Source organism: Microbacterium sp. Y356 (assembly GCF_059445355.1).
Genome location: NZ_JCAIUE010000001.1, coordinates 200,773 through 225,953 on the forward strand (window position 1 = coordinate 200,773; position 25,181 = coordinate 225,953).

Genomic DNA, 25,181 nt, shown 5'->3' on the forward strand with positions numbered 1-25,181 from the left:
ATATGGGGTCCGATCACTACTTCACTGCGACCCCGGCAAGTCCGGAGAACCTGCGAACCATTCGGGTTTCGCTCGCAGGTCGAGAACTCGAGATGACCACCGCTGGTGGCGTCTTCAGTCCTGACCGCCTGGATGCCGGTACAGCAGTTCTTTTCGCCAATATGCCACCGCTGCCTCCGAGCGGCAATTTTCTCGACCTCGGAAGCGGCTGGGGCCCGATCAGTATCACTATGGCGCTCGCCTCCCCGCACGCCACGGTGTGGGCCGTCGATGTGAACGAGCGTGCGCTCGATCTCGTCCGTCGCAATGCCAGCGCGTTGGGCCTTACAAACATCAACGCTGTACTGCCCGACGATGTTCCCGACGACGTCGCCTTCCGGACGATCCGCTCGAATCCGCCGATCCGGGTCGGCAAGGACATGCTGCACGACATGCTAGAGCGCTGGATTCCCCGCCTCGACGAGCACAGTGACGCCTGGCTCGTCGTGCAGCGCAACCTCGGTGCAGATTCGCTGCAGCGGTGGGTCGGCTCGACCTTCGACCCCGGCTACAGCGTGTTCCGCACAGCGACGAGCAAGGGTTACCGTGTGATCAAGGTTCGCAAGCACGGCAACCCTCCGACGGAGCCGATCACGATCGGTTGAACACCGTCACACCGTGGATGTGTGGCGCAGGCTGAAGCTCGCTCCGCGGTGCTCGTCAGGAAGCCGATCACCACGGCCATGCAGCTTATGGCGAAGCGTGCCCGGGGTGTATTCGTTCTGGTAGACGCCACGGCGCTGCAGCTCGGGAACGATGAACTCGATGATGTCCTCGAACGTGCCGGGAGTAATCGCGTAGGCGAGGTTGAACCCGTCGACGTCGGTCTCCTCCACCCAGTCCTGCAGAAAGTCTGCGACCTCCGTCGGCGAACCGACCACGCGAGGTCCGAGGCCGCCGATGTTTCCGAGCCGCGCGATATCACGGACCTTCCACTCCTTGCCGTCGTCACCTGCCTGTTGGAAGTTCGCGACGGTGGACTGGATGGCGTTGCTCTTGACGTTACCGATTGGATCATCGAGGTCGTACTGGGACAGGTCGATGCCCATCCATCCGGACATGAACACCAACGCACCCTCGTCGCTGGCGTACTGCAGGTAGTCCTCGTGCTTGGCGTGCGCCTTCTCGCTCGTCTCGTCTGTGATGATCGTCAAGAGCGTGTAGATCTTCGCGGAGTAACGGTCGCGGCCCGCGCCCTCAAGAGCATCGCGGATTCTCTTGACGACACCCGTGAGTACACCCTTGGTCGGAGCGGCGACAAAGATCGCCTCTGCGTTGCCGGCGGCGAACGCGATGCCACGAGGGGATGCGCCTGCCTGGTAAATCACCGGGGTGCGCTGCGGCGACGGCTCGGAGATGTGGATGCCTGGAACCGTGAAGTGCGTGCCATGATGGTCGATTTCGTGCACTTTCGACGGATCTGTGAAGACGCCGCTCTCGCGGTCGCGGATGACCGCGTCATCCTCCCAGGACCCCTCCCACAGCTTGTAAGTGACCTCGAGGTACTCGTCCGCGACGTCATAGCGCTGGTCGTGCTCGAGCTGATCGTCGTGTCCCATGTTGCGAGCGGCGGAGGGAAGGTAGCCGGTGACGACGTTCCAGCCCACGCGTCCACCGGTGAGGTGATCGAGCGTCGACATGCGCCGCGCGAATGGATACGGATGCTCGTAGGCGGTGCCCGCGGTCACTCCGAAGCCGAGGTGGTCAGTTACTGCCGCCATGGCACTGACGAGGAGGATCGGATCGTTCACCGGCACCTGCGCACCGTGGCGGATAGCGGCTTCGTTGGAGTCACCGTAAACGTCGTACGTGCCGAGCACATCGGCGATGAACAGCCCGTCGAAGTTGCCGCGCTCAAGGAGCGTGGCAAGCTCGGTCCAATAGCTGAGTTCCTTGTAGCGCGCTGACTGGTCGAGCGGATGCCGCCACATGCCAGAGGACTGGTGGGCAACACAGTTCATGTCAAAGGCGTTGAAGCGGATCTGCTTGGTCATACCGGCAATGGTGCCCGATGGTTTGGTTTGACACCTCATCGGCGGTCATCCGGCGACTCAGAATGGCTGACCGCTTCAGATCATCAGGTCAGAACAGATCGACCTCACCGCTGTAGACCAGCTGCGCCGGCCCTGATAGCGCGACGTGCTCGCCATCCTCTGCAGCGAACATACGCACCCCCAGCGTGCCACCAGGCACCTGGACGCGCCAGTTGTCGGGTGCGTTGTCGCCTGCCCAGTAGCGCACCGCGAGGGCGGCGGCTGCGACTCCGGTTCCGCAGCTGAGCGTCTCGCCAACGCCACGCTCGAACACGCGCATGCCGACGTGACCGATGCCATCCCGCACGAGCGGCTCCCCCGGCACGACAAACTCCACGTTCGCTCCAGCCGGCAGCGCGGGCTCGAGTTCGGGGATGTACTCGAGCTCCAAGCCAGCGAGCTCCTCTTCAGAAGCAAGCGCGACGACCACGTGCGGATTCCCGACGTCAATGCCGAGACCTGGGCGTGCGACGGAGAGACCGCGTGCCTTGGCGAGTGGGTCAACACCGGACAGGCGCCAGCGCCCGAGATCAACCTGGTAGCCGTTGCTGCTGCTCGTGACGTCGCGCACCCCTGCACGCGTGCCGATCGGCAGCGTGGAGCCCGGTTCGATCACTGCGAGCCCGGCGCGCACCAAATAGTGCGCGAATACGCGAACGCCGTTGCCACACATCTCGGCGATGGATCCGTCGGCGTTGCGGTAATCCATAAACCATTCGGCCGCAGGCTCTTCCTCAAGCGACGCGGCTCCCTCGGCGATCGAGGCGGAACGAACAACACGCAGCACACCGTCGGCGCCGATGCCGAAGTGCCGGTCGCAGAGCGCGGCAACCTGATCGGCGGTGAGTACGAGCTCTCCATTAGGGTCGGCGATGATGACGAAATCGTTGCCGGTGCCGTGTCCTTTGGTGAATGCGACCATGCCCAACAGTCTAGAGAGGATCGGTGACCCGCCAGGTCTCCTTCAAAGCCACATGCCCGACACGAGTGATGCCCAGACCGCGACCGGCCGGCCTCCGAACCACCCATGCGCGTTGGAGGAAGGATGTCGCGATCGCAGATCCCAGTGAGCCGGCGAGGTGCGGTCTGCGCTCGGTCCAGTCCGGACACCCGCGCACCAAGCGACGACGGGATCCGGTGAGTTCGTTCACCTCGATGCCCTGTGCCCGCAGGTGTGCTGCCCCCTTTGGCGTCACAGCGGCCATATCCCGATCGACCCACCCGTTCTCCGTCAGGCTCTCTGCAAGCGCGATTCCTAGCCGCCCGGCGAGATGGTCGTAGCAGAGCCGGGCGTGGGCCAACTCGCGCGCACCCGCGGCCTGCCTGTAGCTGATCTCCGGCGCCGGTGGACACAGATGTCCCAGCCGTTCGAGCGCGCTAGCGACCTCTGCGTCGGTGATCGCATAGAACCGCTGGCGACCGCGGGGTCTGCATTCGATGAGACCCGCATCGAGCAGCACCGACAGGTGCTCGCTCGCCGTCGACGCGCTGACACCTGCGGCAGAAGCCAGTTCTCCTGAAGGGCGGGCCGAACCGTCCATCAGAATGTTGAGAAAAGTGGAGCGGGTCGGCGCTGACAGCGCATGCCCGATCACCGAGAGTTCACGCGACATGTCGCCATCGTACGCGCGCACACTTCGGTGCATCCCGAAACGTCTCCGCAGTATCGTGCGGGCATGACACTGCACACATACGACACTGCCCGGAGCGCCGTGCTGCGGGACATCGGCTTGCTGCTGCGCACGGGTCCAGGGTCACTGGCTGATTTCGGCAAGATTCTCGGCGCCGCAGGCGTCAGCCTCGAGGGCGGAGGCGTGTTCACGCATCAAGATGCATCGATCGCGCACTTCCTCGTGGATGATACCGACACTGCCGTCGAGGCGTTGAATGCCCACGGGATCGGCCCCGTCACCATCAGCGACCTCGTCATGGTGAGACTCGACCAGGAGAAACCAGGTCAGCTCGGCGCCTTTACTCGTATGCTTGCCGACGCCAGGATCGACATCCTCGTGCAGTACAGCGATCATGACCACCGACTGGTTCTGGTCCTGTCGCCGGATCAACACCTGCGCGCCAAACAGCTCGCTTCTGCGTGGACTGCACGCTGACTACTTCAGTCGGCGATCAGCCGCTTGCCGGTGTTGGAGACGTCGAAGCGCTCGTAGCCGAGCGCGTCATAGAAGCCGAGGACCTGCTCGTTACCTTCGCGCACCATCAGTTGCACTTTCGGGCATCCCATCGCCTCAAGCAGACGTTCTACCTCGACGACGAGCGCACGTCCGATGCCCTCGCCACGGCGATCTCCCGCGCTCGCGAGGTAGTACAGCCAGCCCCGGTGGCCGTCGTACCCGGCCATGACAGTGCCGACAATCGTTCCGGCCTCCTCGGCGACGAGGAACAGTTCCGGTTGCACCTTCAGCTTGCGCTCGATATCGAGGTACGGGTCATTCCACGGCCGTACGAGTCCGGCATGCTGCCAAAGACCGACGACCGAATCGGTATCCTCCCGGACGAAAGCGCGTATCTGCGAAGTCACCGCAGAACTCTACAGCGAATACGGCCGCCGCTCTGGCGCACAGCGCGTCAGAGGCCGAGGATAGAACCCAGGAGGTCGAGACATGGGTCGCGCGAAGAAAGACATCAGCCAGGTGAGCCCGACAGGCAAGGCGGCGCTCGCAGCGCTCGGAACCGTGCAGGTCGCCTTCGCGGCGCTGGCATTCTGGGATCTGGCACATCGGGCGGACGAGGAACTGCGGGGCCCGAAGCCCGCCTGGATCCCCGTCATCCTGGTGAACTGGATCGGTCCCGCCATCTACTTCGTGTTCGGTGTCAGACGCGATACCCGGTAACGCCCACACAGGAAATCGCGGTTTCGAGCGACCTCCAAGAGCTCGAGATCCAGCGTGCGTGGGAGCAGCGGGGAACCGGCTCCGAGCGTGACGGGAGCGAACTGCACCCAAACTTCATCGAGCAGGCCGGCGTCGGCGAACTGCCCTGCTAGATCACCGCCCCCGATGATCCAGAGATCCTGCTCCCCCGCTGCCTCGGACATCGCCGCATGAACCTCGGCGATGGGCGCCTGAGTGAGCGTGACATCCGCACCATCAGGTATGGGAAGCGTACGATGCGTGAACACCCACGCAGGCTGGGTGTAACCCCATCTACCACCTTCGTGTTCGAGCACCCACTCGTAGGTGGATGCTCCCATCGCCAGCGCACCGATCGTCTTCTCAAACTGTTGATAGGCCATCGCCCCGTCAGGATCGACATCTTGCTTCAATAGCCAGTCGAGCGAATGCTCCGTCGTCGCGATGAACCCGTCGAGGCTGGACGCTGTGAAATAGTGAGTCGCCATACATGCATGCTCGCACCCACCACAGACATCGGTCAGAGCGCGGTCGCGGGATCCGATCCAGGGCTGACCCATTGCAGGTCCGGATAGCGTTTGAACCAGGAAACCTGACGGCGTGCGTAGCGTCGCGTCAGCGTCTGAGTCTCGGCGATCGCGTCTGCCTCTGACTTCTCCCCCGCCAGCTGCGCGAGCGCCTGGGCGTAACCGATGGCTCGCGGCGCGGTCGTACCCCGCTCCAGCCCTGCTTCGCGCAGCAGGGCGACCTCGCCCAGCATGCCCTGCTGCCACATCCGTTCCACTCGGCGATCAAGGCGTTCGACGAGTTCAGGGCGTTCGATATGCAGGCCAAGGATGCGTGTAGCCGCGCGCCAGAGCTGAGGCTTGTCCGGCAGAGCCGCACCGTGTGTCTCTGCGCCCTGTTCAATGACTTCCAACGCACGCATCACGCGACGGCCGTTCTTCGGGTCGATGCGCGCCGCCGTCACGGCATCGGCTAGCTGCAGCCGGACGAAAAGTGCGGGAGCACCATACTCTTCGAGTTCGAGTTCGAGTCGCTCGCGTACCGCAGGATCGCGCGGAGGGAACTGGAAATCAAAGATCACGCTCGATACATACAGCCCGGAACCGCCGACCAGAATCGCGTCACCACCTCGCGCATGGATGTCAGAGATCGCGGCGCGTGCCAGGGGCTGATACCAGGCGACCGCTGCTTCCTCATCCACCTCGCGTACGTCGAACATGTGGTGCGGGATGCCGCGGCGCTCGTCGATCGGAAGCTTGGCGGTGCCTATGTCCATACCGCGGTAAAGCTGCATGGCATCAGCGTTGACTATCTCGGCGGGATTTCCGGCGCTACGAAGAGTCTCGGCGAGGTCGAGAGCCAGATCGCTCTTACCCGTGCCCGTCGCGCCGACGACAGCCCAAAGGCGCGGCCTCGCGCCCAGGGGTGTGTCAGACACCGACGCGCAGAGTGGGAAGGCCCAGCGACACCGCGCGCGGAGCGCCCGGCTCACCAGCAGGTGTCGGAATACCGCAGGATTCCGTTTGTGACCGATCCCAGGCGTCACCACCTCGTGTGCGTCGAATGCGCAACGGCGCACCTGTCGGGTCATCGGCGAGCAGGTGGAAAGGCGCCCCGTGTGTGATCTTCACTGTGACCACGTCTCCTGGCCTCGGAATCTCCGATCCAGCCGTGACTTCGAAATGAACCAGCCGGTTGTCTTCGGCGCGGCCGGTCAGACGGTGCGTTGAGGCGTCTTTCTTGCCTTCGCCGCTGGCGACGAGAACTTCGACCTCACGACCGATCTGACTCTGGTTCTCTTCCAGCGCGATCCGCTCCTGCAGGGCGAGCAAGCGGTTGTAGCGTTCCTGTACCACTGCCTTCGGGATCTGATCCTCCATGGTCGCGGCGGGAGTGCCCTCGCGAATGGAGTACTGGAAGGTGAAGGCGCTTGCGAAGCGCGCCAGCTCGACCACTCTCATCGTGTCTTCGAAGTCTTCTTCGGTCTCGCCCGGGAAACCAACGATGATGTCGGTAGTGATCGCCGCGTACGGAATACGCTCGCGCACCTTGTCGAGGATGCCGAGGAACTTCGAGCTGCGATACGAACGCCGCATCGACTTCAGAATGCGGTCGCTGCCTGACTGCAACGGCATGTGCAGCTGCGGCATCACATTCGGCGTCTCTGCCATCGCGTCGATGACATCGTCGGTGAAGGCGGCCGGATGTGGGCTCGTGAAACGAATACGCTCCAGTCCGTCGATCTCACCGGCCGCGCGCAGCAGCTTGCCGAAAGCCTGACGGTCGCCGAACTCGACACCGTATGAGTTGACGTTCTGGCCAAGAAGCGTGACCTCTATTGCACCGTCATCTACGAGCAGTCGGATCTCGTTCAGGATGTCGCCAGGTCGGCGATCCTTCTCCTTGCCGCGAAGGCTGGGGACGATACAGAACGTGCACGTGTTGTTGCAGCCGACAGAGATCGACACCCACCCGCTGTGTGCGGAATCGCGCTTGGTGGGCAGCGTCGAGGGAAATACTTCGAGAGATTCGAGGATCTCCAGTTCGGCATCACCGTTGTGACGCGCGCGCTCGAGCAGGCCGGGCAGTGAGCCCATGTTGTGCGTGCCGAACACGACGTCAACCCAGGGCGCCTTGTCGAGTACGACGTCCTTGTCCATCTGTGCCAGACACCCACCGACGGCGATCTGCATTCCGTCCTTGCGTCGTTTCACCGACGCGAGGTGACCGAGCGTGCCGTAGAGCTTGCCTGCCGCGTTGTCGCGAACGGCGCAGGTGTTGATGATGACGACGTCGGCCTCCGCCCCGTCGTCAGCGCGGAGATAGCCCGCGCTCTCGAGCGAACCGGAAAGACGCTCAGAGTCGTGCACATTCATCTGGCACCCGAAGGTGCGCACTTCGTACGTTCGCTGATGTCCGTCGGCGTCGACGGCTGCCGACGAGGCCGTGATGATCGTCGGTTCACTGCGCGGAATAGTCATGATGAAACCATTCTACGAGCGGAATCTGGGACTCTCTCCGAACCGTTGAAGAGCGTCACTCCGAATCGACGAACCGTACGCCTCTGGTCGGAGTGCCAGATGACGCTTCGCTCAGCGCTGTACGCGCAGCGGTCGTGGCGACAGAACCGCCGTAGCCGCGACGGGCCAATTGTCCGACAAGCCGGCGCAGGGCTGTCTCAAAGTCGAGTCGAGACATCGAACGCGCCTTCGTGCGCGCAAACTCCAGCGCGCGCTCCGCATCGTCATCAGGCACTTCGTCCAGCGCCGCATCAATCACGTCGCGAGGGATGCCTCGTTGCGAAAGAGAGCGTGAGAGCGCCACGCGCCCCTGCCCCTTGCGCTCGATGCCGGAGATCACCAGCTGTTCGGCCAGCCCCACATCGTCGAGGTAGCCCCGCCGACAGAAGTCATCGATTACGTCATCGATTTGGGCGGCACTCAGTGCATTTCCACGAAGCACCTGTCGGGCCTCTGAGATGGAAAGCGAGCGCGCCCTCAGCTTGCGGACCAGAGCCGCTTCTGCCGTCTTGCGCGTGTCGTCATCGTCATCGTCTTCATCAATGGAGGTAGGGCCATCGACCGGCGCGTGCATCTCGCCACCGGTGGAATGCGCCCGCTCGGGCAGAGGCGACGACGGATCCTGAGCCGAAGCCGGAGCGGGCGCCGAAGCCGAAGCCGGAGCGGGCGCCATCTTCCCGCCGAAAAGAGGGATGACGGGGGCGAGGCGATCCTCGCCCCCGTTCGAGTTGATCACAATCAGGCCGGACGACGCTGTGCGAGCTCGTCAGCAGATGCCGGAGCGACCTCGGCGGACGCGCCGCCAATGCCGAGCTTCTGCTTGATCTTCGTCTCGATGGTCAGCGCGATGTCAGGGTTCTTGAGCAGGAAGTTGCGCGCGTTCTCCTTGCCCTGCCCCAGCTGGTCGCCATCGTAGGTGTACCACGAGCCGGACTTCTTTACGATCGTGTGCTCGACGCCGAAGTCGATCAGGCTGCCTTCACGCGAAATGCCGATGCCATAGAGGATGTCGAACTCCGCCTGCTTGAACGGCGGCGCCATCTTGTTCTTGACGACCTTGACACGCGTACGGTTTCCGACTGCATCGGTGCCGTCCTTCAACGTCTCGATACGGCGAATGTCCAAACGGATCGAGGCGTAGAACTTCAGCGCCTTTCCACCAGCGGTCGTCTCAGGAGAGCCGAAGAAGACGCCGATCTTCTCACGCAGCTGGTTGATAAAGATCATCGTGGTGTTCGTCTGGCTGAGACCACCCGTGAGCTTACGGAGCGCCTGCGACATGAGGCGCGCCTGCAGACCCACGTGCGAGTCACCCATCTCGCCCTCGATCTCAGCGCGAGGCACCAAGGCCGCGACGGAGTCAATGACGATGAGGTCGATGGCACCGGAACGCACCAGCATGTCTGCGATCTCAAGTGCCTGCTCGGCAGTGTCAGGCTGCGACACCAGAAGCGCATCGATGTCGACCCCGAGCTTCTTCGCGTACTCGGGATCAAGCGCATGCTCAGCATCGATGAAGGCCGCGATACCGCCATTGCGCTGCGCATTGGCGATCGCGTGTAGCGTCAACGTCGTCTTACCCGACGACTCAGGGCCATAGATCTCAACGATGCGGCCACGCGGAAGCCCGCCAACACCGAGAGCGACATCGAGGGCGATGGAGCCGGTCGAAATGACGGCGACAGGTGCGCGCTCGTCGCTGCCCAATCGCATGATCGAGCCCTTTCCGAACTGCCTGTCGATCTGAGCGAGAGCTGATTCCAGGGACTTCTCGCGGTCTGCGGGTGATGGCATGACGTGCTCCTCGTGTTCGCATGGTGCCGCCTGTAGGCTGTCGCGGCCGCCCCGACTGGGGCGAGCTCTCCGACAAGGCGTATGGCTTTTCGGCCTGTCTTCACCGTAGGAGGAGCCTCAGACATTGCGTCGGAGATTCCAGGAACGGTGGAAAACAACACCTCGAAACCACTTGTGCAGAACACTACGCGTATTTCGAACACATCTTCGACGACACGCCGAGTGTGTTGATCGACGGATGGGCGTGGAAAGACCGAGCCTTCAGCGCTTGCGCGACTCCAGCCGGCCGACGCCGTAGCGTCGTTCTGCCGGCACGTCGGTATCAATGCACAGCGCCAACCAGATCTCGCGCGGCGGCACACCCGCGTCCAGCGCGTCCAGCGCTGAGCGATTGCCCAGCGCCTCCAGAACGAGATCCTTCATCAAAGTGGATCCGCGCGCACCGAACTCAAGTTCGACCGCGCGAAGAAGTTCACTGCGTCGCATAGAGGTTGATCAGTGCAGCGAGAGCTCAGGCTCGATCGATGCCACGAGGTCATCCGGAACAACATCCGGGAAGACCTGAATGCCTTCGAGCACAGACATGCGGTCGCCGACCTCACGCATGATCAAGGAGATGGGTACGTCGAGCGCATCGGCAACCGAGGCGAGAATCTCGCTGGATGCTTCTTTCTGCCCACGTTCGACCTCGCTGAGGTATCCGAGCGCAACCGAAGCTTTGCTCGCGACCTGCCGGAGCGTACGCCCCTTCTGCAGGCGGAAGTCCCTCAGTACATCGCCGATTTCCTGTCGTACAAGAATCATCGGAACCTCCTCTCCAGTCCCCTCAACGGAGCTCCTTCTAAACGGATCGCCAGTCTAACCTGACTCCCTGATGAAAACGCTATCGTTTCACGCTGTGCTTTGGTTGTGAGCACATCTTTCATTGGCACATTAGACCCAACAGTCGCGTGCACTCGGCTATTCCCGTACCTGGTGAAGCACGGCAACGATCGCCGCATCCACAGCCTGCGCGCGGATCGCCGCGCGATCACCATCGAAAAGATATGCGTGGGCGTGCACGCCATCTGGCGTCGCGACGCCAATGTGCACGGTTCCCACTCGCTGTCCATCAGGCGAGTCAGGGCCGGCTACGCCTGTTGTCGAAATCCCGACATCCGCAGGTCGACCCGCAACTTGGACAGCCGACCGCACACCCACGGCCATTTGTTCTGCGACCTGCGGGTGCACGGGGCCATGCTCGTCAAGCAGAGCGGAATCCACGCCGAGTAACGTCGCTTTGACCGGGGTGGCATACGCGACCACCGCCCCGAGAAATGTCGCCGACGCGCCAGGTACCGAGACGATCTCGGCGGCAAGAGCACCACCAGTGAGAGATTCGGCAACACCGAGCGTCCAGTTGCGCTCCCGAAGAACGGCGACTAACTCGGCGGTATCACTCATAGACGTCACCCATGCGGCGCCCGCGCACCACGCACCTGCGAGATGACGTAGTCGATGCCACTGGCGATCGTCAGGGCGAGCGTGGCGTACATCAGCACCACGCCGATACCTGTCCACCATTCCATGCCGATCAGCTGATGAAGCGGCAGCAGCCACCACCCGAGGGCGACGCCTTGCAGTGCAGTCTTGAGCTTGCCCATCCACGCGGCCGCGACGATGTGGTTGCTCGAGACGATGAAGCGGTGCACAGTGATGCCCCACTCGCGGATGAGGATGACAATGACAACCCACCACGGCCATTCACCGAGGATGGCCAGCCCGACGAAGCCGGCACCGGTCAGCAGCTTGTCTGCGATCGGATCCCAGAGCTTCCCGAAGTCGCTGACGATGTCGTACTTGCGGGCGAGATATCCGTCAACCCAGTCGGTGGAGATCGCGAAGATGAACAATCCGCCCGCGATCCAGCGAATGACCAGGTCGTCGAGACCGTAGCTGCCGCCCATCAGGAGCAGTACGAAGAAGACGACTGCCAGCGGGATGCGGGCGATCGTGATCGCGTTCGGCAATTGTCGCGGAATCATCATCAGTCGCGTCCCGTCAATCCCCAGGCGTCTTCATCGCCGTCATCTTCGTTTACGACCGGTAGTCCTTCGAACTGCGCCTCAATCGGATCGTACGCCGGAGCGGCCGGAGCGACCGGAGCGGCCGGCATCGCCGGCGCAGCCTGCGCCGCAGGCGGGGCATTGGAGGCAGCCGGTCCATCCTCTCCGCGCAACTGCGCCATGACAGCAGACAGCTGTTCGGGCGCCACCAGCACATCACGCGCCTTTGATCCTTCAGACGGGCCGACGATCTCGCGAGACTCCAACAGATCCATCAGACGCCCGGCCTTCGCGAAACCGACGCGCAGCTTGCGCTGCAGCATCGATGTCGAACCGAACTGGGACGAGACGATGAGCTCAGCCGCGGCAAGGAGAACCTCGAGGTCATCGCCGATGTCCTCATCAACTTCCTTCTTCTTGGTCGGTTCGAGCGCTTCCTGCACGTCCGGACGATACTCCGGCCGCGCCTGCGCCGTGACGTGCTTGACGACCGCGTCAATCTCGCTTTCCTCGACCCAGGCGCCCTGGAGGCGGAAAGGCTTGGAGGAGCCCATCGGTGAGAACAGGGCGTCACCCTGGCCGATCAGCTTGTCAGCGCCAGGCGAGTCAAGAATCACTCGGCTGTCGGTGACGCTGGTCACGGCGAACGCGAGTCGCGACGGCACGTTGGCCTTGATGAGCCCGGTGACGACATCGACGCTCGGTCGCTGCGTGGCAAGCACCAGGTGGATACCGGAGGCACGAGCAAGCTGCGTAATGCGAACGATCGAGTCCTCTACGTCACGCGGGGCGACCATCATGAGGTCGGCGAGCTCATCGACGACGACAAGTAGATAGGGGTACGGCTTGAGCACCCGCTCACTGCCCACCGGAAGCACAATCTCACCGGCGCGAACAGCCTTGTTGAAGTCGTCGATGTGGCGGAAGCCGAACGACGCAAGGTCGTCGTACCGCATGTCCATCTCTTTCACGACCCATTGCAGGGCTTCCGCAGCCTTCTTCGGGTTCGTGATGATGGGTGTGATCAGGTGCGGGACACCTGCGTAGCTGGTGAGCTCCACCCGCTTCGGGTCGATGAGCACCATGCGCACGTCCGTGGGACGGGCACGCATCAGAATGCTCGTGATCATTGAGTTGACGAAGCTGGACTTACCAGATCCAGTAGAACCAGCAACGAGAAGGTGGGGCATCTTGGCGAGGTTGGCGACGACGAAGTTGCCCCCGACATCCTTGCCGACGCCGACCGTCATCGGGTGTGCACTCTTAATGGCTGCCTGTGAGCGGATGACATCGCCCAAGGCAACCGTCTCGCGGTCGGTGTTCGGAATCTCGATACCGATGGCGCTCTTGCCAGGGATCGGCGAAAGGATGCGCACGTCATTCGATGCGACGGCGTACGAGATGTTGGCGCTCAGCTGCGTGATCTTTTCGACCTTGACGCCGTGACCGACTTCCACCTCGTACTGCGTCACCGTCGGGCCTCGGGAGAAGCCAGTCACCTTCGCGTCGATCTTGAACTGCGACAGCACGCTGGTGATCTGCTCGACGATCTTGTCGTTCGCCTCGGAGCGGGCCACTGACGGCGGCCCGGCGCTGAGGATACCCGGCGACGGCAGGATGTACGGGGCGATGGGAGCCTGCAGCCCGTGGTCGCCTGGGCCCTCCGTGCCGAAGCCAGAGAGTCCAGGGAGGTCGGGCTGCTCACCGGTGTCACCGAAATCGTCGAGCAGGGCAGTGCTCCCCTGCTCGCCGAGACCGGCCGTGACGCCCCGAACATCAGTCAGAATCTCAGTCGCGGCATCCGATGCGTCCGCGACGATGACTGATTGATCGTAGGCAGTCTTGTCCACCGGCTTGGTCGCTGCCGGAAGGTTTTCAATCGGCATGTTGTCTGTCGGCAGCAGAAATTCGGTGAGGTCCTGCGAGCTCAGACCCTCGTCGGGGTCTTCCTCACGGCCAGTCTTGTTTCGTCGCCACCAGGGCAGCGAGTCATCCGTCTCATTGCTGGAAGCTTCTTCAACGACCTTCTCGGGCTGGGGCTCGGTGCGCTCGGCTCCGAACATCCAGGCGTACAGGTCGCCCAGACGAGCACCGATGCGGTTCGGTGGAGTCTTCGTGATGATCAAAATGCTGAGCGCAGCCAGCAGCGCCAGGACGATGTAGGCAACGATCTCGGTGAGGTAGGACAGCGGTTCACCCAGCATCCAGCCGAACAGACCACCCGCCGCGCTGAGCGCTGGCATGCCATCTTTCGGCTCAGGACGCCCGCCTGCGACATGGCAGATGCCGGCGATGGCGAGCACGAACAGCCCGAATCCAATTCCGATCCGACCGTTGTCGTGCACTGACGACGGATGCCGGAACAACCAGCCCGCAAGCACAAGCAGCAGCACGGGCATCAGGAATGCCGTGCGCCCAATCAGTAGGCCGACCGAGTAGGCACTGATGTTCTGCGCGATCTCGTTGCCGATGAAGAACCATTCATTGACCGCCCCAGCGATCGCGAACAGAACGAGGAGGAACGGGAAGCCGTCGCGGCGATCGTCCTTCTCCAGCGATTCGGGCCCGAACGCGCGAAATAGTCCGCCGACGCCGTGCGCCATGCCGACCCATGCCCGTACGGCCAATGCCGGCTTCTCGGCCTCGTCGACGTACTTCTTCGGGGCCGCCGGTGCCTTGGCGCGCGTCGGAGTTTTCTCGGACGCGCGCGTCAGTGTCTTCTCGGACGCGCGCGAGGTCTTCGGGGTACTCCTGGGCATACGAGAAGACTACGTTCGGGCACCGACACTGCCGCGTAATGACGCGGCTTTCTGCCGAATCGGCTACGCCTCGATGACCAGCGGAACAATCATCGGACGACGCCGCAGCTTCTGGTTCACCCAGCGGCCGATCGTACGACGAACGATCTGTGAGAGCGCGTGCGTGTCGCGGACGCCGTTGCCGGATGCCTCTTTGAGTGCTGCGGCGATCTTGGGCAGCACATCGTCGAACACCGAGTCGTCCTCGGCCACGCCGCGCGCCTGGATCTCCGGACCCCTGATGATGCGGCCGGTAGAGGCGTCCACCACGACGATCACGGAAATGAAGCCCTCTTCGCCGAGGATCCGGCGATCCTTTAGGTCAGCGTCAGTAATCTCGCCCACGGTCGAACCGTCGACGTAGACGAAGCCGATGTCGAGCTGGCCAGCGACCTGAGCGACGCCGTCCTTGAGGTCGATGATCGTGCCATTGGAGGCGATGATCGTGTTCTCGGCGGGAACACCGGTCTCCTGCGCAAGCCTCGCGTTGGCGATGAGGTGCCGATACTCGCCGTGCACCGGGAGAACGTTCTTGGGCTTGAGGATGTTGTAGCAATACAGCAGCTCACCCGCGGTGGCGTGACCGGAGACGTGCACCTTGGCGTTCGCCTTGTGCACGACATTCGCACCCAGCTTGGTGAGCCCGTCGATGACGCGGTAGATGGCGGTCTCGTTGCCCGGGATGAGGCTCGACGCGAGGATGACGGTGTCGCCCTCACCAACCTCGATCGCGTGGTCGAGGTTCGCCATCCGGCTGAGGACAGCCATCGGCTCGCCCTGTGACCCCGTCGACATGTAGACGATCTTGTCGTCCGGCAGATCGCGCGCCTTCTTGTAGTCGATGAGGACGTTCTCGGGCACCTTGAGATATCCGAGGTCTTCGGCGATCGTCATGTTACGCACCATGCTGCGGCCGAGCAGCGCGACCCGGCGTCCGTTGGCATGCGCGGCATCCAGCACCTGCTGAACGCGGTGCACGTGGCTGGAGAAGCTGGCGACGATCACGCGGCGTGGCGCCTTGGCGATGACCTGATCGAGGACTGGTCCGATGGAGCGTTCCGTCGGAGTGAACCCAGGAACATCGGCGTTGGTCGAGTCCACCAGGAAGAGGTCGATGCCCTCCTCCCCCAGACGCGAGAAGGCGCGGAGGTCGGTGAGACGGCCGTCGAGCGGCAGCTGGTCCATCTTGAAGTCGCCGGTGGCCAGCACGAGACCCGCGGGAGTGCGGATGGCGACGGCGAGAGCATCCGGAATCGAGTGGTTGACCGCAACGAACTCAAGATCGAACGGGCCGACCTTTTCGTTCTGCCCCTCCGTCACCGTGAGAGTGAAAGCCTTGATTCGGTGTTCCTTCAGCTTCGCCTCGATGAAGGCGAGGGTGAGTCCGGAGCCGATCAGTGGAATATCGTTTTTCAGCCGAAGCAGGTACGGCACTGCGCCGATGTGGTCTTCGTGTCCATGTGTGAGGACGACGCCGACGATGTCGTCCAAACGATCACGAATCGGGTCGAAGTCGGGCAGGATCAGATCGACTCCTGGCTGGTGCTCCTCAGGGAAGAGCACACCGCAGTCGACGATGAGAAGCTTGCCGTCGTACTCGAACACGGTCATGTTGCGACCGATCTCACCGAGACCGCCAAGCGGGATGACGCGAAGGGTCCCGTCTGCGAGGGGTGCTGGATCAGCTAGCGGGATTGACATATTGTCTCCTCAGTCGGACAGTTCTGGTGTCCGTTCATTCTTTTGACGCGTTCAGCGCACGCGTTGGGCGCACTCGTTTTGGACGCTTCTCAGCGCGTTGTGCCGTGCACCTTGGGCAGGGCACCGCCAGCGGCCGCATTGCGGTCTGGGCGGAAGTTTGAGAAATCGGCGCCGGGCACGTCGGTGACGAGCGAGAGCTCATCTTCGATGAGCGCGGCTTCCCATTCCTCCGGTCCCACCAGCGGCAGGCGCACACGTGGACTGGAGATACGGCCAAGGCCGTGCAGGATGTACTTCGCCGACACAGTGCCAGGTACGTGGGTCATCGTGGCGCGTACCAGCGGCTCAAGACGCTTGTGCGCAGCGGTCGCCGTGGCGAGATCGCCGCGGTTCACCGCATCCACAATCGTGCGGTACGGGGTCGCGGTGATGTTCGCCGTGACGCCGATCAGACCCGTCGCCCCGATCGCCAGCTGCGACAGCGCATTCGCGTCATCGCCGGAGAAGTACATCAGGTCGGTCTGGTTCAACACGCGACTGACCTCGCTGAAGTCGCCCTTGGCGTCTTTCACCGCAAGGATGTTGGGGTGCTTGGCCAAGCGCAGGAGCGTTTCGTAGTTGATCGGCACACCCGTGCGGACGGGGATGTCGTAGAGGATCACGGGCAGGTCGGTAGCGTCCGCAACCAGGCGGAAGTGCGTGAGAATACCGGCCTGAGTGGGCCTGTTGTAATACGGCGTGACGATCATGATGCCGTCGGCGCCGGCCTTCTCACTAGCCTTGTACAGCTCGATCGCATGCGCGGTCTCGTTGGAGCCGCCGCCGGTGATGATCTTGGCGCGGCCCGCAGATACGGACTTGCCTACCTCGACGAGCTTGAGCTTCTCGGCATCCGTCAGGGTCGAGGTCTCGCCTGTCGTTCCCGTCACAACGATTCCGTCTGCACCAGCGGTGATGACGTCATCCATGTGCTTCTCGACGGCGGGCCAATCGACTTCACCGTCGGCCGTCATTGGAGTGACGAGCGCGACGAGAACCTGTCCGAAAGGATTGCTCGAGTGCGTCATAGTCCCAGCGTATAGGTTCGAAGCTCAGACGCATCGCGCCGGATAGGCTCACGGACATGACGTGGCAGACCAATGACTCTCGACTCGTGTACGAGAACCCTTGGATCTCGGTCCGTGAGGATGCGGTGACGGGACCCGCCGGTGACGGCATCTACGGTGTCATGAGCGTGCACCATCCCGCTGTGTTCATCGTCGCAGTCGATGATCTGGGACGGGTCTGCATGGTCACCATCAACCGCTATACCGTCGGACGTTCGATCGAGATCCCGTCGGGCGGCAGCGACGGCGAGGAGCCGGTGATCGCGGCCCAGCGCGAGCTGCGAGAAGAAGGCGGTCTCCATGCCGAGAAATGGACCCACCTCGGCCGGATGTACTCGCTTGACGGTGTCAGCGACGCAGCGGGGCACGTCTTCCTTGCGCTCGACCTGCACCCTGCTGACGGTGAGGCGCGCGAAGAGGAGGGCATAGAGGAGGTCGCGTGGATCCCGTTCGAGGAGGTCCTGCGAATGGTCGCGGACGGGCGGATCACAGATGGTGAGACCATCGCCGCTCTCGCCTATGCGGGCATCCATCTCGGCCGTTTCCGCTGAGACGCGACCCGGCTCCAGTCAGACGCGCTCCGGCTCCGGTCAGACGCGCCCGCGACGGGCGGCGCCCGCCGTGAGTGACGCGGGCAGCACCTTCGTGAGCGCCACGACGAGCTTGTAGCGCAACGATGGGACCGACACCGCGTTGCCGCGCGCAGCGTCGCGGAGGCCTTCACTTACGACGTCCTTCGCGTGCAGCCATCCGAACGAGGGGATCCCCTCGTGCCCGGGAGCCAGGCCCATCCGCTCATGGAAACTCGTGTGCGTGAATCCAGGGCAGAGTGCAGTGACGGTGACACCGTCACGTGCATACTCGGCGTTTGCCCAGCGGCTGAACCCGATGAGCCATTGCTTGCATGCGGAATAGGTCGAACGCGAGATGAATCCAGCGACGGACGCGACGTTGATGATGCGTCCGCCGCGACCGCGCATCGCACCGAGGGCAGCATGTATGAGCCGCAGCGGAGTCTCGACGTGGAGGCGCAGGTGTCGCACCTCGGCTTCGACATCGTTGTCCGCGAAGTGCAGCGGGAGTCCGAAGCCGGCGTTGTTGACCAGCAGATCGATCGGGTTCTGCGACTGAGCGATCCGTGCCGCCACGCGAGCCACGTCATCATCGATCACCAGGTCAGCGACGAGCACCTCAACGGCCACTCCGTGACTCTCTCGCAATTGGTCGGCAAGATCCTCTAGCGTCGCGGCCGAGCGAGCCACCAGTACGAGGTCCGCACCGCGAGCCGCAAGCTGACCAGCGAACTCCGCGCCTAGACCGGCACTGGCGCCCGTGATAAGAGCGGTGGGCATCAGCGTTCGTACGCGAGGAAGCGGTAGCGGATGCCGGTGCGCGAGGTCTGCCACTCACCCTCGGAGGCCAGCCGCCAGCCGATCTTCGCTGGAGCGAAGGCGTCACCTTCAACCTCGAGGTCGATCTCCGTGATCTCGAGCCGATCGGCGCCCGCGATGACCTGCGCATAGATCTCCGCACCACCGATGATCCACACTCGCTCAAGCCCGCGCACAGCCTCGGCGACGTTTGCCGCCCGACGTGCACCGTCGGCAACCCAGTCTTGTTGACGTGTGACCACGATGTTCTCGCGCCCTACCAGCGGTCGGAAGCGCTCCGGGAGCGAGTCCCAGGTCTTGCGCCCCATGACGACCGGTGCGGTCAGCGTGACCTCCTTGAAGTGCGCCATATCCTCCGGCACATGCCACGGCATCCCGCCGTCGGCGCCGATGACACCGCCAGCAGCTTCAGCCCAGATCAGGCCGACCCAGGTCATACCGCCACCGCCGCCCGGATCGGAGGATGATGCTGATAGTCCTCGACGATGAAATCGGAGAAGTCGTAGTCAAACACCGACTCTGGCTTACGTGCGAAGCGGAGCGTCGGGTACGGATAGGCATCGCGCGCCAGCTGCTCGCTCACCTGCTCAAGGTGGTTGTCGTAGACGTGGCAGTCGCCGCCGGTCCATACGAAGTCACCAGGCTCAAGCCCAACCTGCTGCGCGATCATCATGGTCAGCAGCGCGTAGCTCGCGATGTTGAACGGCACGCCGAGGAACATGTCTGCACTGCGCTGATACAGCTGGCAGGAGAGCTTCCCATCGGCGACGTAGAACTGGAACAGCGCGTGGCACGGCGCGAGCGCCATGTCGGGAATATCAGCGGGGTTCCAAGCCGAAACGATCAGACGTCGAGAATCCGGCGTCGCTTTGATCTGCTCGATCACCTGAGACAGCTGGTCGATGTGGCCGCCGTCGGGGGTCGGCCAGGAGCGCCACTGCACGCCATACACCGGACCGAGATCGCCGTCGGCGTCCGCCCACTCATCCCAAATTGAGACGCCGTTGTCCTGCAGCCACTTCACGTTGGACTCGCCACGCAGGAACCACAGCAGCTCATAAGCGATCGACTTGAAGTGCACGCGCTTCGTCGTGATCAGCGGAAAGCCCTTCGACAGGTCGAAGCGGATCTGCCGGCCGAACACACTCGTGGTGCCGGTTCCGGTGCGATCATCTTTGTGCGTGCCGTGCTCCAGCACATCGCGGAGTAGATCTTCATACGGCGTGGGGACAGCTGCGCTCATGCCTGCCACGATACCTGGCCGAGGCACATCGCAGGCGGATGTGGAGCACTCTGTCGCGTCATCATCGGTCATATCGACCTCCGTCACCGCGTGGCGACTTATCCTCAGGAGATGCCCATCTTCACCGCCCTCCTGATCGCTGGCGCTGTCCTCGCGCTCGCGGTGTTGGTGGGTCTCGTCCTGCGCACACAAGATGGCCGCAGGCGCTCCGGCGGACATTTACGGGTCCGGTCCGAAGATCTGACCGATGCGATGCTGGCGCCGCGTGCGAGCCTGGTGCAATTCAGCACGGAGTTCTGCGCCCGCTGCCCTCAGGTGCGTCGCATGCTCACCGCGATCGCCGACGGCAAAGACGGCATCACCCATGTCGAGATCGATCTGACGGATCGCAACGATCTCGCCACCCGCTATCACGTGCTGCAGACTCCGACCACGTTCCTGGTCGATGCATCCGGCGCAGTACTTTCCCGTTGGGGTGGCGTGCCGGACCGTCGAGCGATCGAGGACGCGCTCTCAACCATCCCCGCCGTTTGGACACAGGAGCAGAGATGACCCATCCCACCGGAATCGACCCGAGGGGGCCCCGCTTCGCCGCGACGATCACCTCTGTGCTGCTGCTCATCGCCCTCGTGCTCAGCCTGATCGGACTGTCGACAGCACGGGCCTCCGCTGGATGGTTCGCGATCATGCCGTCCAACGGATCCGCGTTCGCTCCCGGTGACACTTGGGCGATCCAGTCCGCAAGTGTGTTGCAGCGCATCCTCGACCCCGGCTTCCTGCTCCTCGTGGTCATCGCGTTGCTGTTTCTGTGGGGCGTCGTCTCACCGCGTACTGCCCCGTGGGGTGCGATCTTCCGCAGGTTCGTACGGCCGCGCCTCGCCGCCCCCACTGAATTGGAAGACCCCCGCCCACCGCGCTTCGCGCAGGGCGTCGGCCTCTTCGTTGTCCTCGTTGGCCTTGTGCTGCACCTGATCGGCGTGCCGTGGGCGCTTCCGATCGCCGCTGGCGCCGCCTTCATCGCCGCTTTCCTCAACGCGGCGTTCGCGTTCTGCCTCGGTTGCCAGATCTATCTGCTGCTACAGCGTGCCGGAGTCATCGGCAGGGCTGCTGCTGCCGCCTGAAGCACCGGTTCCCCGCATGCCCCGGGATGGATAGGCTGGCTCAACAACCCGCCACGACCCCCGGAGGAATCATGCCCGTCACCAGTGAAGCAACAACCACCTGGACCGGCTCTCTTGCCGAAGGATCAGGCACCGTCCAGTTCTCGTCTTCGAACCTTGGCACCTTCCCGATCAATTGGAAGGCCCGCAGCGAGGGATCTGACACCACGACCACGCCGGAAGAGCTCATCGCGGCTGCTCACGCCTCTTGCTTCAGCATGGCGCTCTCGCACGCGCTGAGCGAGAACGGCACCCCGCCGGATCGCGTGAACACCAGCGCGTCAGTCACCTTCAAGCCAGGCGTCGGCATCAGCGGCAGCCACCTCAATGTGAATGCCACCGTCCCCGGGCTCACGCAGGAGCAGTTCCAGGAGATCGCCGAGGGCGCGAAGATCGGTTGCCCGGTCTCTCAGGCCCTTGCTGGCATCACGATCACACTAGAGGCGACGCTGGCCTAACCTCTCACCACCACTCGCGGTTAGTTTTTGGAGAGGGTGATCGCGGTTCGGATGCTGGCGCGCGCGTCCTTGCGCCGACCCGCGGCATCCTGGACCACGCCCAGTCGATACATTGCGCGCCAGTCGGTTGATGCGGCATCAGCCTCAGCTGCGTAACGCTGAATGAGCGGCTCCGCGTCTGCCTTGGTGATGCGGCCACTGGCGGTCAGTTCGGTCTCAGCCTCCGGCATGCCGCCCTCGGCATTGAGCTTCGTACCGAGCTTCTCGGCCTGCACGCCGAACTGGATCTCGCGCACAAGAGCCCAGACTCCAATCAGCGGAAGCACTATCAGTGCGATCCCCATCGCGATGCCGATCGGGTCACCACTCGCGATGAACAGCACCGCCTTCTGTCCCATGAGCACGAAGTAGAGGATCAGGGCAGCCCCGATCAGCGCCACCCCGATGCGCGTCATCACGAGCGGGCCTGAATTCCGATGTCGATCATGTTCTCCAGCCCGACAACGACACCGCGTGCCTCTGCCGCAAACGGGACAGCGAGACGGATGCCGGGGGCATAAGCCTGCGCGGATTCCACCGTGTCGTGAGTGATCGTGAGTGACTCTCCCGGCCCGGAGAGGATGACATCCTGACGAGCGATCACACCAGGACGGCGCAGCGAGTGGATCGGCACGCTCGCCACCTGCTGCCCGCGCGCACGTTGGTCGACATGGGGCGCGTTGACCGGCCCCTCATCCGCGCGAGCTGCGGCGATGAGCTCGGCCGTGCGCACAGCCGTGCCACTGGGCGAATCGATCTTGGTGTCACGGTGCGCCTCGATGATCTCCACGGACGGGAAGAACGGAGCGGCAGCGGCTGCCAAAGCTGAGCCGAGTACCGACCCCAGCGAGAAGTTCGGAATGAAGACCACGCCAGTTCCGGCAGCCTCCACCAGCGGACGCACCAGCGCGATGCGCTCGGATGACCATCCGGAGGTGCCGACGAGCACGTTGATGCCGAGGTCAATAGAGGTACGAACGACCTCGACACTCACCTGCGGAGTCGATGCATCCACGACGAGGTCCGCGCCCTCGAGCTCGGCGAGATCACTCGAGGAGGAGAGCACTCGCGTCACCTCGAAGCCATCAAGGTCATTGATCACCTGCTTGATGATCGTCCCGAGCTTCCCCGTACTGCCGACAAGTGCCACCTGCTTGGTCATAGCTCCAGTCTATTTAGACCAGCACTGCGCCAGCGCCAGGCGCACGGCAGGGACCGACACACGAGTAGCGTTGATTCATGCTCGAGTTCCGCCCCGCATCACCCACAGCCGTTGAGGCTCACGCAATCCTCGTCGACTATTTCACTCTTCGCGCAGAAGAATTCCCCGGCGGCACGTACACACCAACCTTCCCGACGGAGTCGGCCTTCCAGCCTCCGGCCGGTGTGTTCCTCCTCGCCGGCCCATCAGGTGCACCGGTGGGATGCGGCGGCATCCGACGCCTCGAGGACTCCCCCGCCGGCATCCGCTACGAGGTCAAGCACCTGTTCCTGCGTCCAGAGACCCGAGGCCAGGGTTGGGGTCGCGCGATCCTGGACGAGCTGGAGCGCCGCGCACGCGAGTGGGACGCTGTCGAGCTCGTGCTCGACACCCACCACACGCTCGAGGCCGCCGGCGCGCTCTATGCCCGCAACGGGTTCGAGCCGATCGAGCGCTACAACGACAACCCGAACGCGACCCGCTGGTACCGCAAAGCTCTCTGAGAGCGTCGGCTCAAACCGGAATCGGATCCGGCAGACCAGTTCGCAATTCGACCGGCAGGTGCCCGAGATCGTTGTGATTGATCAGCGTCCAGGGTCGACCCTGTTTCTGCGCGATCACCGTCAATCCACAGTGGGCCTGGTTCAGCGTCATCCAACGCCATTCAGGGGCCCCGAGCACTTCACGCACGAACCATGAGATCACGAAGTTGTGTGTGATCAGTACCTCGTGCACATCGCCCTGCTTGCGGACGAGAAACTCGTTCACGGCATCTGCCATCTGAGCGTTGCCAGCCTCAATTTCCGCGTCAGTCACCGAGCCGAAGAATGGCTCGTAGGCTGACGGCGTCTCGTCCGTCATGCCCGTGGGCACGCAGTCGAACAGCAGCGCAGACGGCTCAGGCACAACGGATGGGAGCCGTTCAGCGATCGCTCGCGCGGTCTCTGTCGCCCGCAGCAGCGGCGAATGCCAGACCCGGTCGAGTGGAAGACCAGAGAGCCGGTCGGCGATCAATTCTGCCTGTCGCTGCCCCCGAGATGAGAGAGGTCCGTCGTCGATGCCGTACTCGGCATCCTGATGTTCGCCGTGTCTGACCAGATAAATGTAATGCGTCACAAACCACTCAATTCGTCGTCGGCTTTCGCCCAGGCGTCATTCCACCCTACCCGGAGCCCCCGACAGTCGGTGGGAGTGTCTCAGTTTCCGGCGCGCGTGAGTTCAGCGATCTGCCCACGAGAAAGGCTGATGCCGGCGCCCTGCATCAGTTCCTCCACGTGTTGCGTCGCAAACGTGTTGACGATGGGAGCGGCGACGGTGCGTTGCGCGAGTAGCCACGCAATGGACACAGCCGCGACCGGAACTCCGAGTTCAGTGGCGACCAGATCGAGCGCACGAAGAATCCGGATGCCTCGGCGATTCAGGTGCCCGCGAAGCTGCTCACCGCGCACCCCCTGCGAGACCAGCGCCTTGCTGCGGTGACGACCAGAGAGAAATCCGTGTTCCAGCGCGTGTGACGGTGTGACCGCGAGGTTCTGAGCCCCGGCGACGAGCCTCAAATCACCTTCGAAGGCCTCACGCCGAATAAGGTTGTACGGCTCATCGAGAACCTCGATGCGTGGGTAACCGGCGGATGCGAGGATGCGTGCCTCCACAAGCCGTTCCGGGGCAAAGCGGAAGGCACCTAACGCACCGATCTTGCCAGCATCCTTCAGCCATTCAGCGGTCGAAAGGGTGTCTTCGAGGTTCGTCGTCTTATCGAGCGTCGCGTCGAGGTAGAGCACATCGATACGCTCGACCCCCAGCCTGGTGAGGGAGCCTTCGACCGCGCGCACAAGGTTGGTGGAGCCAAGGCCGGGATTGTCAGCGTGAGCGCCGATGCGTACGCTCAGCACCGCTCGATCACGAAGACCACGGGATCGAAGCCACTGACCGATAATGTGCTCGCTACGGCCTCCGGAGAACCCGTCAGCCGTGTGAACTGCATTCCCACCGAACTCGATGTACCGGTCAAGGATCGCATGGCTGGTTTCGAGATCGACATTCCAGCCAAACTCGGCGGCTCCGAGCATGAGCGGGAAGGTCTCAATGCCGGTCTCGCCGATCGCCACGCGAATACTTTCGCCGATGCCGGGGCCGACGACGGGAATCGGAGCAGAAGGATGCTCGAGCTGGCGTTCCTCAGCGCTCACTGGCCGAGGATCTGCCCCTGTGCCGAACAATCGCATCTCTCATCCACCTCCGCGCCTGTCTCCCCGTGGAGACCGCCAGCTATGCATGCAC

The 25,181-nt window shown here is 63.3% G+C and carries 31 protein-coding genes; 8 read left to right on the forward strand and 23 right to left on the reverse strand.

The genetic code is table 11. The features are described from left to right. Window positions 1-2: 2 nt before the first annotated feature. Window positions 3-644 (forward strand): class I SAM-dependent methyltransferase, encoded by a 642-nt coding sequence (locus tag AC1C2Q_RS01060; protein WP_495448675.1) that lies wholly within the window; start codon window positions 3-5, stop codon window positions 642-644. A 6-nt stretch (window positions 645-650) separates the two neighbouring features. Here AC1C2Q_RS01060 and AC1C2Q_RS01065 read toward each other — a convergent pair whose 3' ends face one another. From AC1C2Q_RS01065 to AC1C2Q_RS01075, 3 genes are all read right to left on the reverse strand, one after another. Then, window positions 651-2,033, reverse strand: a complete 1,383-nt coding sequence (locus AC1C2Q_RS01065; protein WP_495429212.1) for an LLM class flavin-dependent oxidoreductase — start codon at window positions 2,031-2,033, stop codon at window positions 651-653. 88 nt (window positions 2,034-2,121) lie between these two features. Then, window positions 2,122-2,994, reverse strand: coding sequence for a diaminopimelate epimerase (dapF, locus tag AC1C2Q_RS01070; protein WP_495448676.1), 873 nt, complete (start codon window positions 2,992-2,994; stop codon window positions 2,122-2,124). A gap of 10 nt (window positions 2,995-3,004) precedes the next feature. After that, window positions 3,005-3,685: an ArsR/SmtB family transcription factor gene (locus AC1C2Q_RS01075; protein ID WP_495448677.1), complete on the reverse strand. Its 681-nt coding sequence runs from the start codon at window positions 3,683-3,685 to the stop codon at window positions 3,005-3,007. Between the two features lie 63 nt (window positions 3,686-3,748). Here AC1C2Q_RS01075 and AC1C2Q_RS01080 point away from each other — a divergent pair, with 63 nt between their 5' ends. Further along, window positions 3,749-4,180 carry a hypothetical protein gene (locus AC1C2Q_RS01080; protein WP_495448678.1) on the forward strand — a complete coding sequence of 144 codons (432 nt, stop codon included), beginning with the start codon at window positions 3,749-3,751 and terminating at the stop codon, window positions 4,178-4,180. Between the two features lie 5 nt (window positions 4,181-4,185). Here the strand turns inward: AC1C2Q_RS01080 and AC1C2Q_RS01085 are convergent, their stop codons facing one another. Then, window positions 4,186-4,608: a GNAT family acetyltransferase gene (locus AC1C2Q_RS01085; protein WP_495429216.1), complete on the reverse strand. Its 423-nt coding sequence runs from the start codon at window positions 4,606-4,608 to the stop codon at window positions 4,186-4,188. Between the two features lie 82 nt (window positions 4,609-4,690). Between AC1C2Q_RS01085 and AC1C2Q_RS01090 the strand changes: the two genes are divergently transcribed. Continuing rightward, window positions 4,691-4,921 (forward strand): PLDc N-terminal domain-containing protein, encoded by a 231-nt coding sequence (locus tag AC1C2Q_RS01090; RefSeq protein WP_495429217.1) that lies wholly within the window; start codon window positions 4,691-4,693, stop codon window positions 4,919-4,921. On the opposite strand, the gene AC1C2Q_RS01095 is transcribed toward AC1C2Q_RS01090, so the two are convergent. The 12 genes from AC1C2Q_RS01095 to dapA form a co-directional block, all read right to left on the reverse strand. After that, entirely contained in the window at window positions 4,885-5,427 is a 543-nt protein-coding gene (locus tag AC1C2Q_RS01095; protein ID WP_495429218.1) for a dihydrofolate reductase family protein, read from the reverse strand. The two genes, AC1C2Q_RS01090 and AC1C2Q_RS01095, sit on opposite strands and share 37 nt — an antisense overlap. A 32-nt stretch (window positions 5,428-5,459) precedes the next feature. Continuing rightward, window positions 5,460-6,383 (reverse strand): tRNA (adenosine(37)-N6)-dimethylallyltransferase MiaA, encoded by a 924-nt coding sequence (gene miaA, locus AC1C2Q_RS01100; protein WP_495448679.1) that lies wholly within the window; start codon window positions 6,381-6,383, stop codon window positions 5,460-5,462. Continuing rightward, a complete protein-coding gene (gene miaB, locus AC1C2Q_RS01105) occupies window positions 6,376-7,926 on the reverse strand; it encodes a tRNA (N6-isopentenyl adenosine(37)-C2)-methylthiotransferase MiaB (protein ID WP_495448680.1) in 1,551 nt (516 codons plus the stop codon). Before miaB ends, miaA begins: the two co-directional genes overlap by 8 nt. Before the next feature lie 55 nt (window positions 7,927-7,981). Continuing rightward, window positions 7,982-8,638: a regulatory protein RecX gene (locus AC1C2Q_RS01110; RefSeq protein ID WP_495448681.1), complete on the reverse strand. Its 657-nt coding sequence runs from the start codon at window positions 8,636-8,638 to the stop codon at window positions 7,982-7,984. 65 nt (window positions 8,639-8,703) lie between these two features. Further along, window positions 8,704-9,759: a recombinase RecA gene (gene recA, locus AC1C2Q_RS01115; protein WP_495429222.1), complete on the reverse strand. Its 1,056-nt coding sequence runs from the start codon at window positions 9,757-9,759 to the stop codon at window positions 8,704-8,706. Window positions 9,760-10,020: 261 nt separating this feature from the next. Beyond that, the gene (locus AC1C2Q_RS01120) at window positions 10,021-10,245 is read right to left on the reverse strand and encodes a DUF3046 domain-containing protein (RefSeq protein ID WP_495429223.1); all 225 of its coding nucleotides are present in this window, start codon (window positions 10,243-10,245) and stop codon (window positions 10,021-10,023) included. Between the two features lie 9 nt (window positions 10,246-10,254). Then, a complete protein-coding gene (locus tag AC1C2Q_RS01125; protein ID WP_495429224.1) occupies window positions 10,255-10,563 on the reverse strand; it encodes a helix-turn-helix domain-containing protein in 309 nt (102 codons plus the stop codon). A 156-nt stretch (window positions 10,564-10,719) separates the two neighbouring features. Further along, complete coding sequence (locus AC1C2Q_RS01130) at window positions 10,720-11,202, reverse strand: CinA family protein (RefSeq protein WP_495448682.1); 483 nt, start codon at window positions 11,200-11,202, stop codon at window positions 10,720-10,722. Window positions 11,203-11,207: 5 nt separating this feature from the next. Beyond that, entirely contained in the window at window positions 11,208-11,786 is a 579-nt protein-coding gene (gene pgsA / locus AC1C2Q_RS01135; protein WP_495448683.1) for a CDP-diacylglycerol--glycerol-3-phosphate 3-phosphatidyltransferase, read from the reverse strand. After that, window positions 11,786-14,563, reverse strand: a complete 2,778-nt coding sequence (locus AC1C2Q_RS01140) for an FtsK/SpoIIIE family DNA translocase (RefSeq protein WP_495448684.1) — start codon at window positions 14,561-14,563, stop codon at window positions 11,786-11,788. Before AC1C2Q_RS01140 ends, pgsA begins: the two co-directional genes overlap by 1 nt. A gap of 63 nt (window positions 14,564-14,626) precedes the next feature. Then, window positions 14,627-16,303 (reverse strand): ribonuclease J, encoded by a 1,677-nt coding sequence (locus tag AC1C2Q_RS01145; protein ID WP_495448685.1) that lies wholly within the window; start codon window positions 16,301-16,303, stop codon window positions 14,627-14,629. Between the two features lie 89 nt (window positions 16,304-16,392). Beyond that, window positions 16,393-17,370: a 4-hydroxy-tetrahydrodipicolinate synthase gene (dapA, locus tag AC1C2Q_RS01150; protein WP_495448686.1), complete on the reverse strand. Its 978-nt coding sequence runs from the start codon at window positions 17,368-17,370 to the stop codon at window positions 16,393-16,395. Between the two features lie 56 nt (window positions 17,371-17,426). Here dapA and AC1C2Q_RS01155 point away from each other — a divergent pair, with 56 nt between their 5' ends. Continuing rightward, on the forward strand, window positions 17,427-17,960 hold the full coding sequence (locus AC1C2Q_RS01155; RefSeq protein WP_495448687.1) for an NUDIX domain-containing protein: 534 nt from the start codon (window positions 17,427-17,429) through the stop codon (window positions 17,958-17,960). Between the two features lie 39 nt (window positions 17,961-17,999). Here the strand turns inward: AC1C2Q_RS01155 and AC1C2Q_RS01160 are convergent, their stop codons facing one another. From AC1C2Q_RS01160 to AC1C2Q_RS01170, 3 genes are read right to left on the reverse strand one after another with little or no spacing between them, the layout of a single operon-like run. Next, window positions 18,000-18,761: an SDR family NAD(P)-dependent oxidoreductase gene (locus tag AC1C2Q_RS01160; RefSeq protein ID WP_495448688.1), complete on the reverse strand. Its 762-nt coding sequence runs from the start codon at window positions 18,759-18,761 to the stop codon at window positions 18,000-18,002. Beyond that, entirely contained in the window at window positions 18,761-19,237 is a 477-nt protein-coding gene (locus AC1C2Q_RS01165) for a dihydrofolate reductase (protein WP_495429232.1), read from the reverse strand. Before AC1C2Q_RS01165 ends, AC1C2Q_RS01160 begins: the two co-directional genes overlap by 1 nt. Continuing rightward, a complete protein-coding gene (locus tag AC1C2Q_RS01170) occupies window positions 19,234-20,043 on the reverse strand; it encodes a thymidylate synthase (protein WP_495448689.1) in 810 nt (269 codons plus the stop codon). Before AC1C2Q_RS01170 ends, AC1C2Q_RS01165 begins: the two co-directional genes overlap by 4 nt. A 111-nt stretch (window positions 20,044-20,154) precedes the next feature. Here AC1C2Q_RS01170 and AC1C2Q_RS01175 point away from each other — a divergent pair, with 111 nt between their 5' ends. The 3 genes from AC1C2Q_RS01175 (at window position 20,155) to AC1C2Q_RS01185 (ending at window position 21,661) form a co-directional block, all read left to right on the forward strand. Further along, window positions 20,155-20,595, forward strand: coding sequence for a thioredoxin family protein (locus AC1C2Q_RS01175; protein ID WP_495448690.1), 441 nt, complete (start codon window positions 20,155-20,157; stop codon window positions 20,593-20,595). Next, a complete protein-coding gene (locus tag AC1C2Q_RS01180; protein WP_495448691.1) occupies window positions 20,592-21,164 on the forward strand; it encodes a DUF4395 family protein in 573 nt (190 codons plus the stop codon). Before AC1C2Q_RS01175 ends, AC1C2Q_RS01180 begins: the two co-directional genes overlap by 4 nt. 71 nt (window positions 21,165-21,235) lie before the next feature. Further along, entirely contained in the window at window positions 21,236-21,661 is a 426-nt protein-coding gene (locus AC1C2Q_RS01185) for an OsmC family peroxiredoxin (RefSeq protein ID WP_495429236.1), read from the forward strand. 20 nt (window positions 21,662-21,681) lie between these two features. On the opposite strand, the gene AC1C2Q_RS01190 is transcribed toward AC1C2Q_RS01185, so the two are convergent. After that, window positions 21,682-22,116 (reverse strand): hypothetical protein, encoded by a 435-nt coding sequence (locus AC1C2Q_RS01190; protein WP_495450523.1) that lies wholly within the window; start codon window positions 22,114-22,116, stop codon window positions 21,682-21,684. After that, window positions 22,116-22,862, reverse strand: coding sequence for a 4-hydroxy-tetrahydrodipicolinate reductase (dapB, locus tag AC1C2Q_RS01195; RefSeq protein WP_495429237.1), 747 nt, complete (start codon window positions 22,860-22,862; stop codon window positions 22,116-22,118). Before dapB ends, AC1C2Q_RS01190 begins: the two co-directional genes overlap by 1 nt. 77 nt (window positions 22,863-22,939) lie before the next feature. Between dapB and AC1C2Q_RS01200 the strand changes: the two genes are divergently transcribed. Then, window positions 22,940-23,404 carry a GNAT family N-acetyltransferase gene (locus AC1C2Q_RS01200; RefSeq protein WP_495448692.1) on the forward strand — a complete coding sequence of 155 codons (465 nt, stop codon included), beginning with the start codon at window positions 22,940-22,942 and terminating at the stop codon, window positions 23,402-23,404. A gap of 10 nt (window positions 23,405-23,414) precedes the next feature. Here AC1C2Q_RS01200 and AC1C2Q_RS01205 read toward each other — a convergent pair whose 3' ends face one another. Then, the gene (locus AC1C2Q_RS01205; RefSeq protein ID WP_495448693.1) at window positions 23,415-24,017 is read right to left on the reverse strand and encodes a histidine phosphatase family protein; all 603 of its coding nucleotides are present in this window, start codon (window positions 24,015-24,017) and stop codon (window positions 23,415-23,417) included. 80 nt (window positions 24,018-24,097) lie between these two features. Continuing rightward, window positions 24,098-25,126, reverse strand: a complete 1,029-nt coding sequence (locus tag AC1C2Q_RS01210; RefSeq protein ID WP_495448694.1) for an aldo/keto reductase — start codon at window positions 25,124-25,126, stop codon at window positions 24,098-24,100. Window positions 25,127-25,181 lie beyond the last annotated feature (55 nt).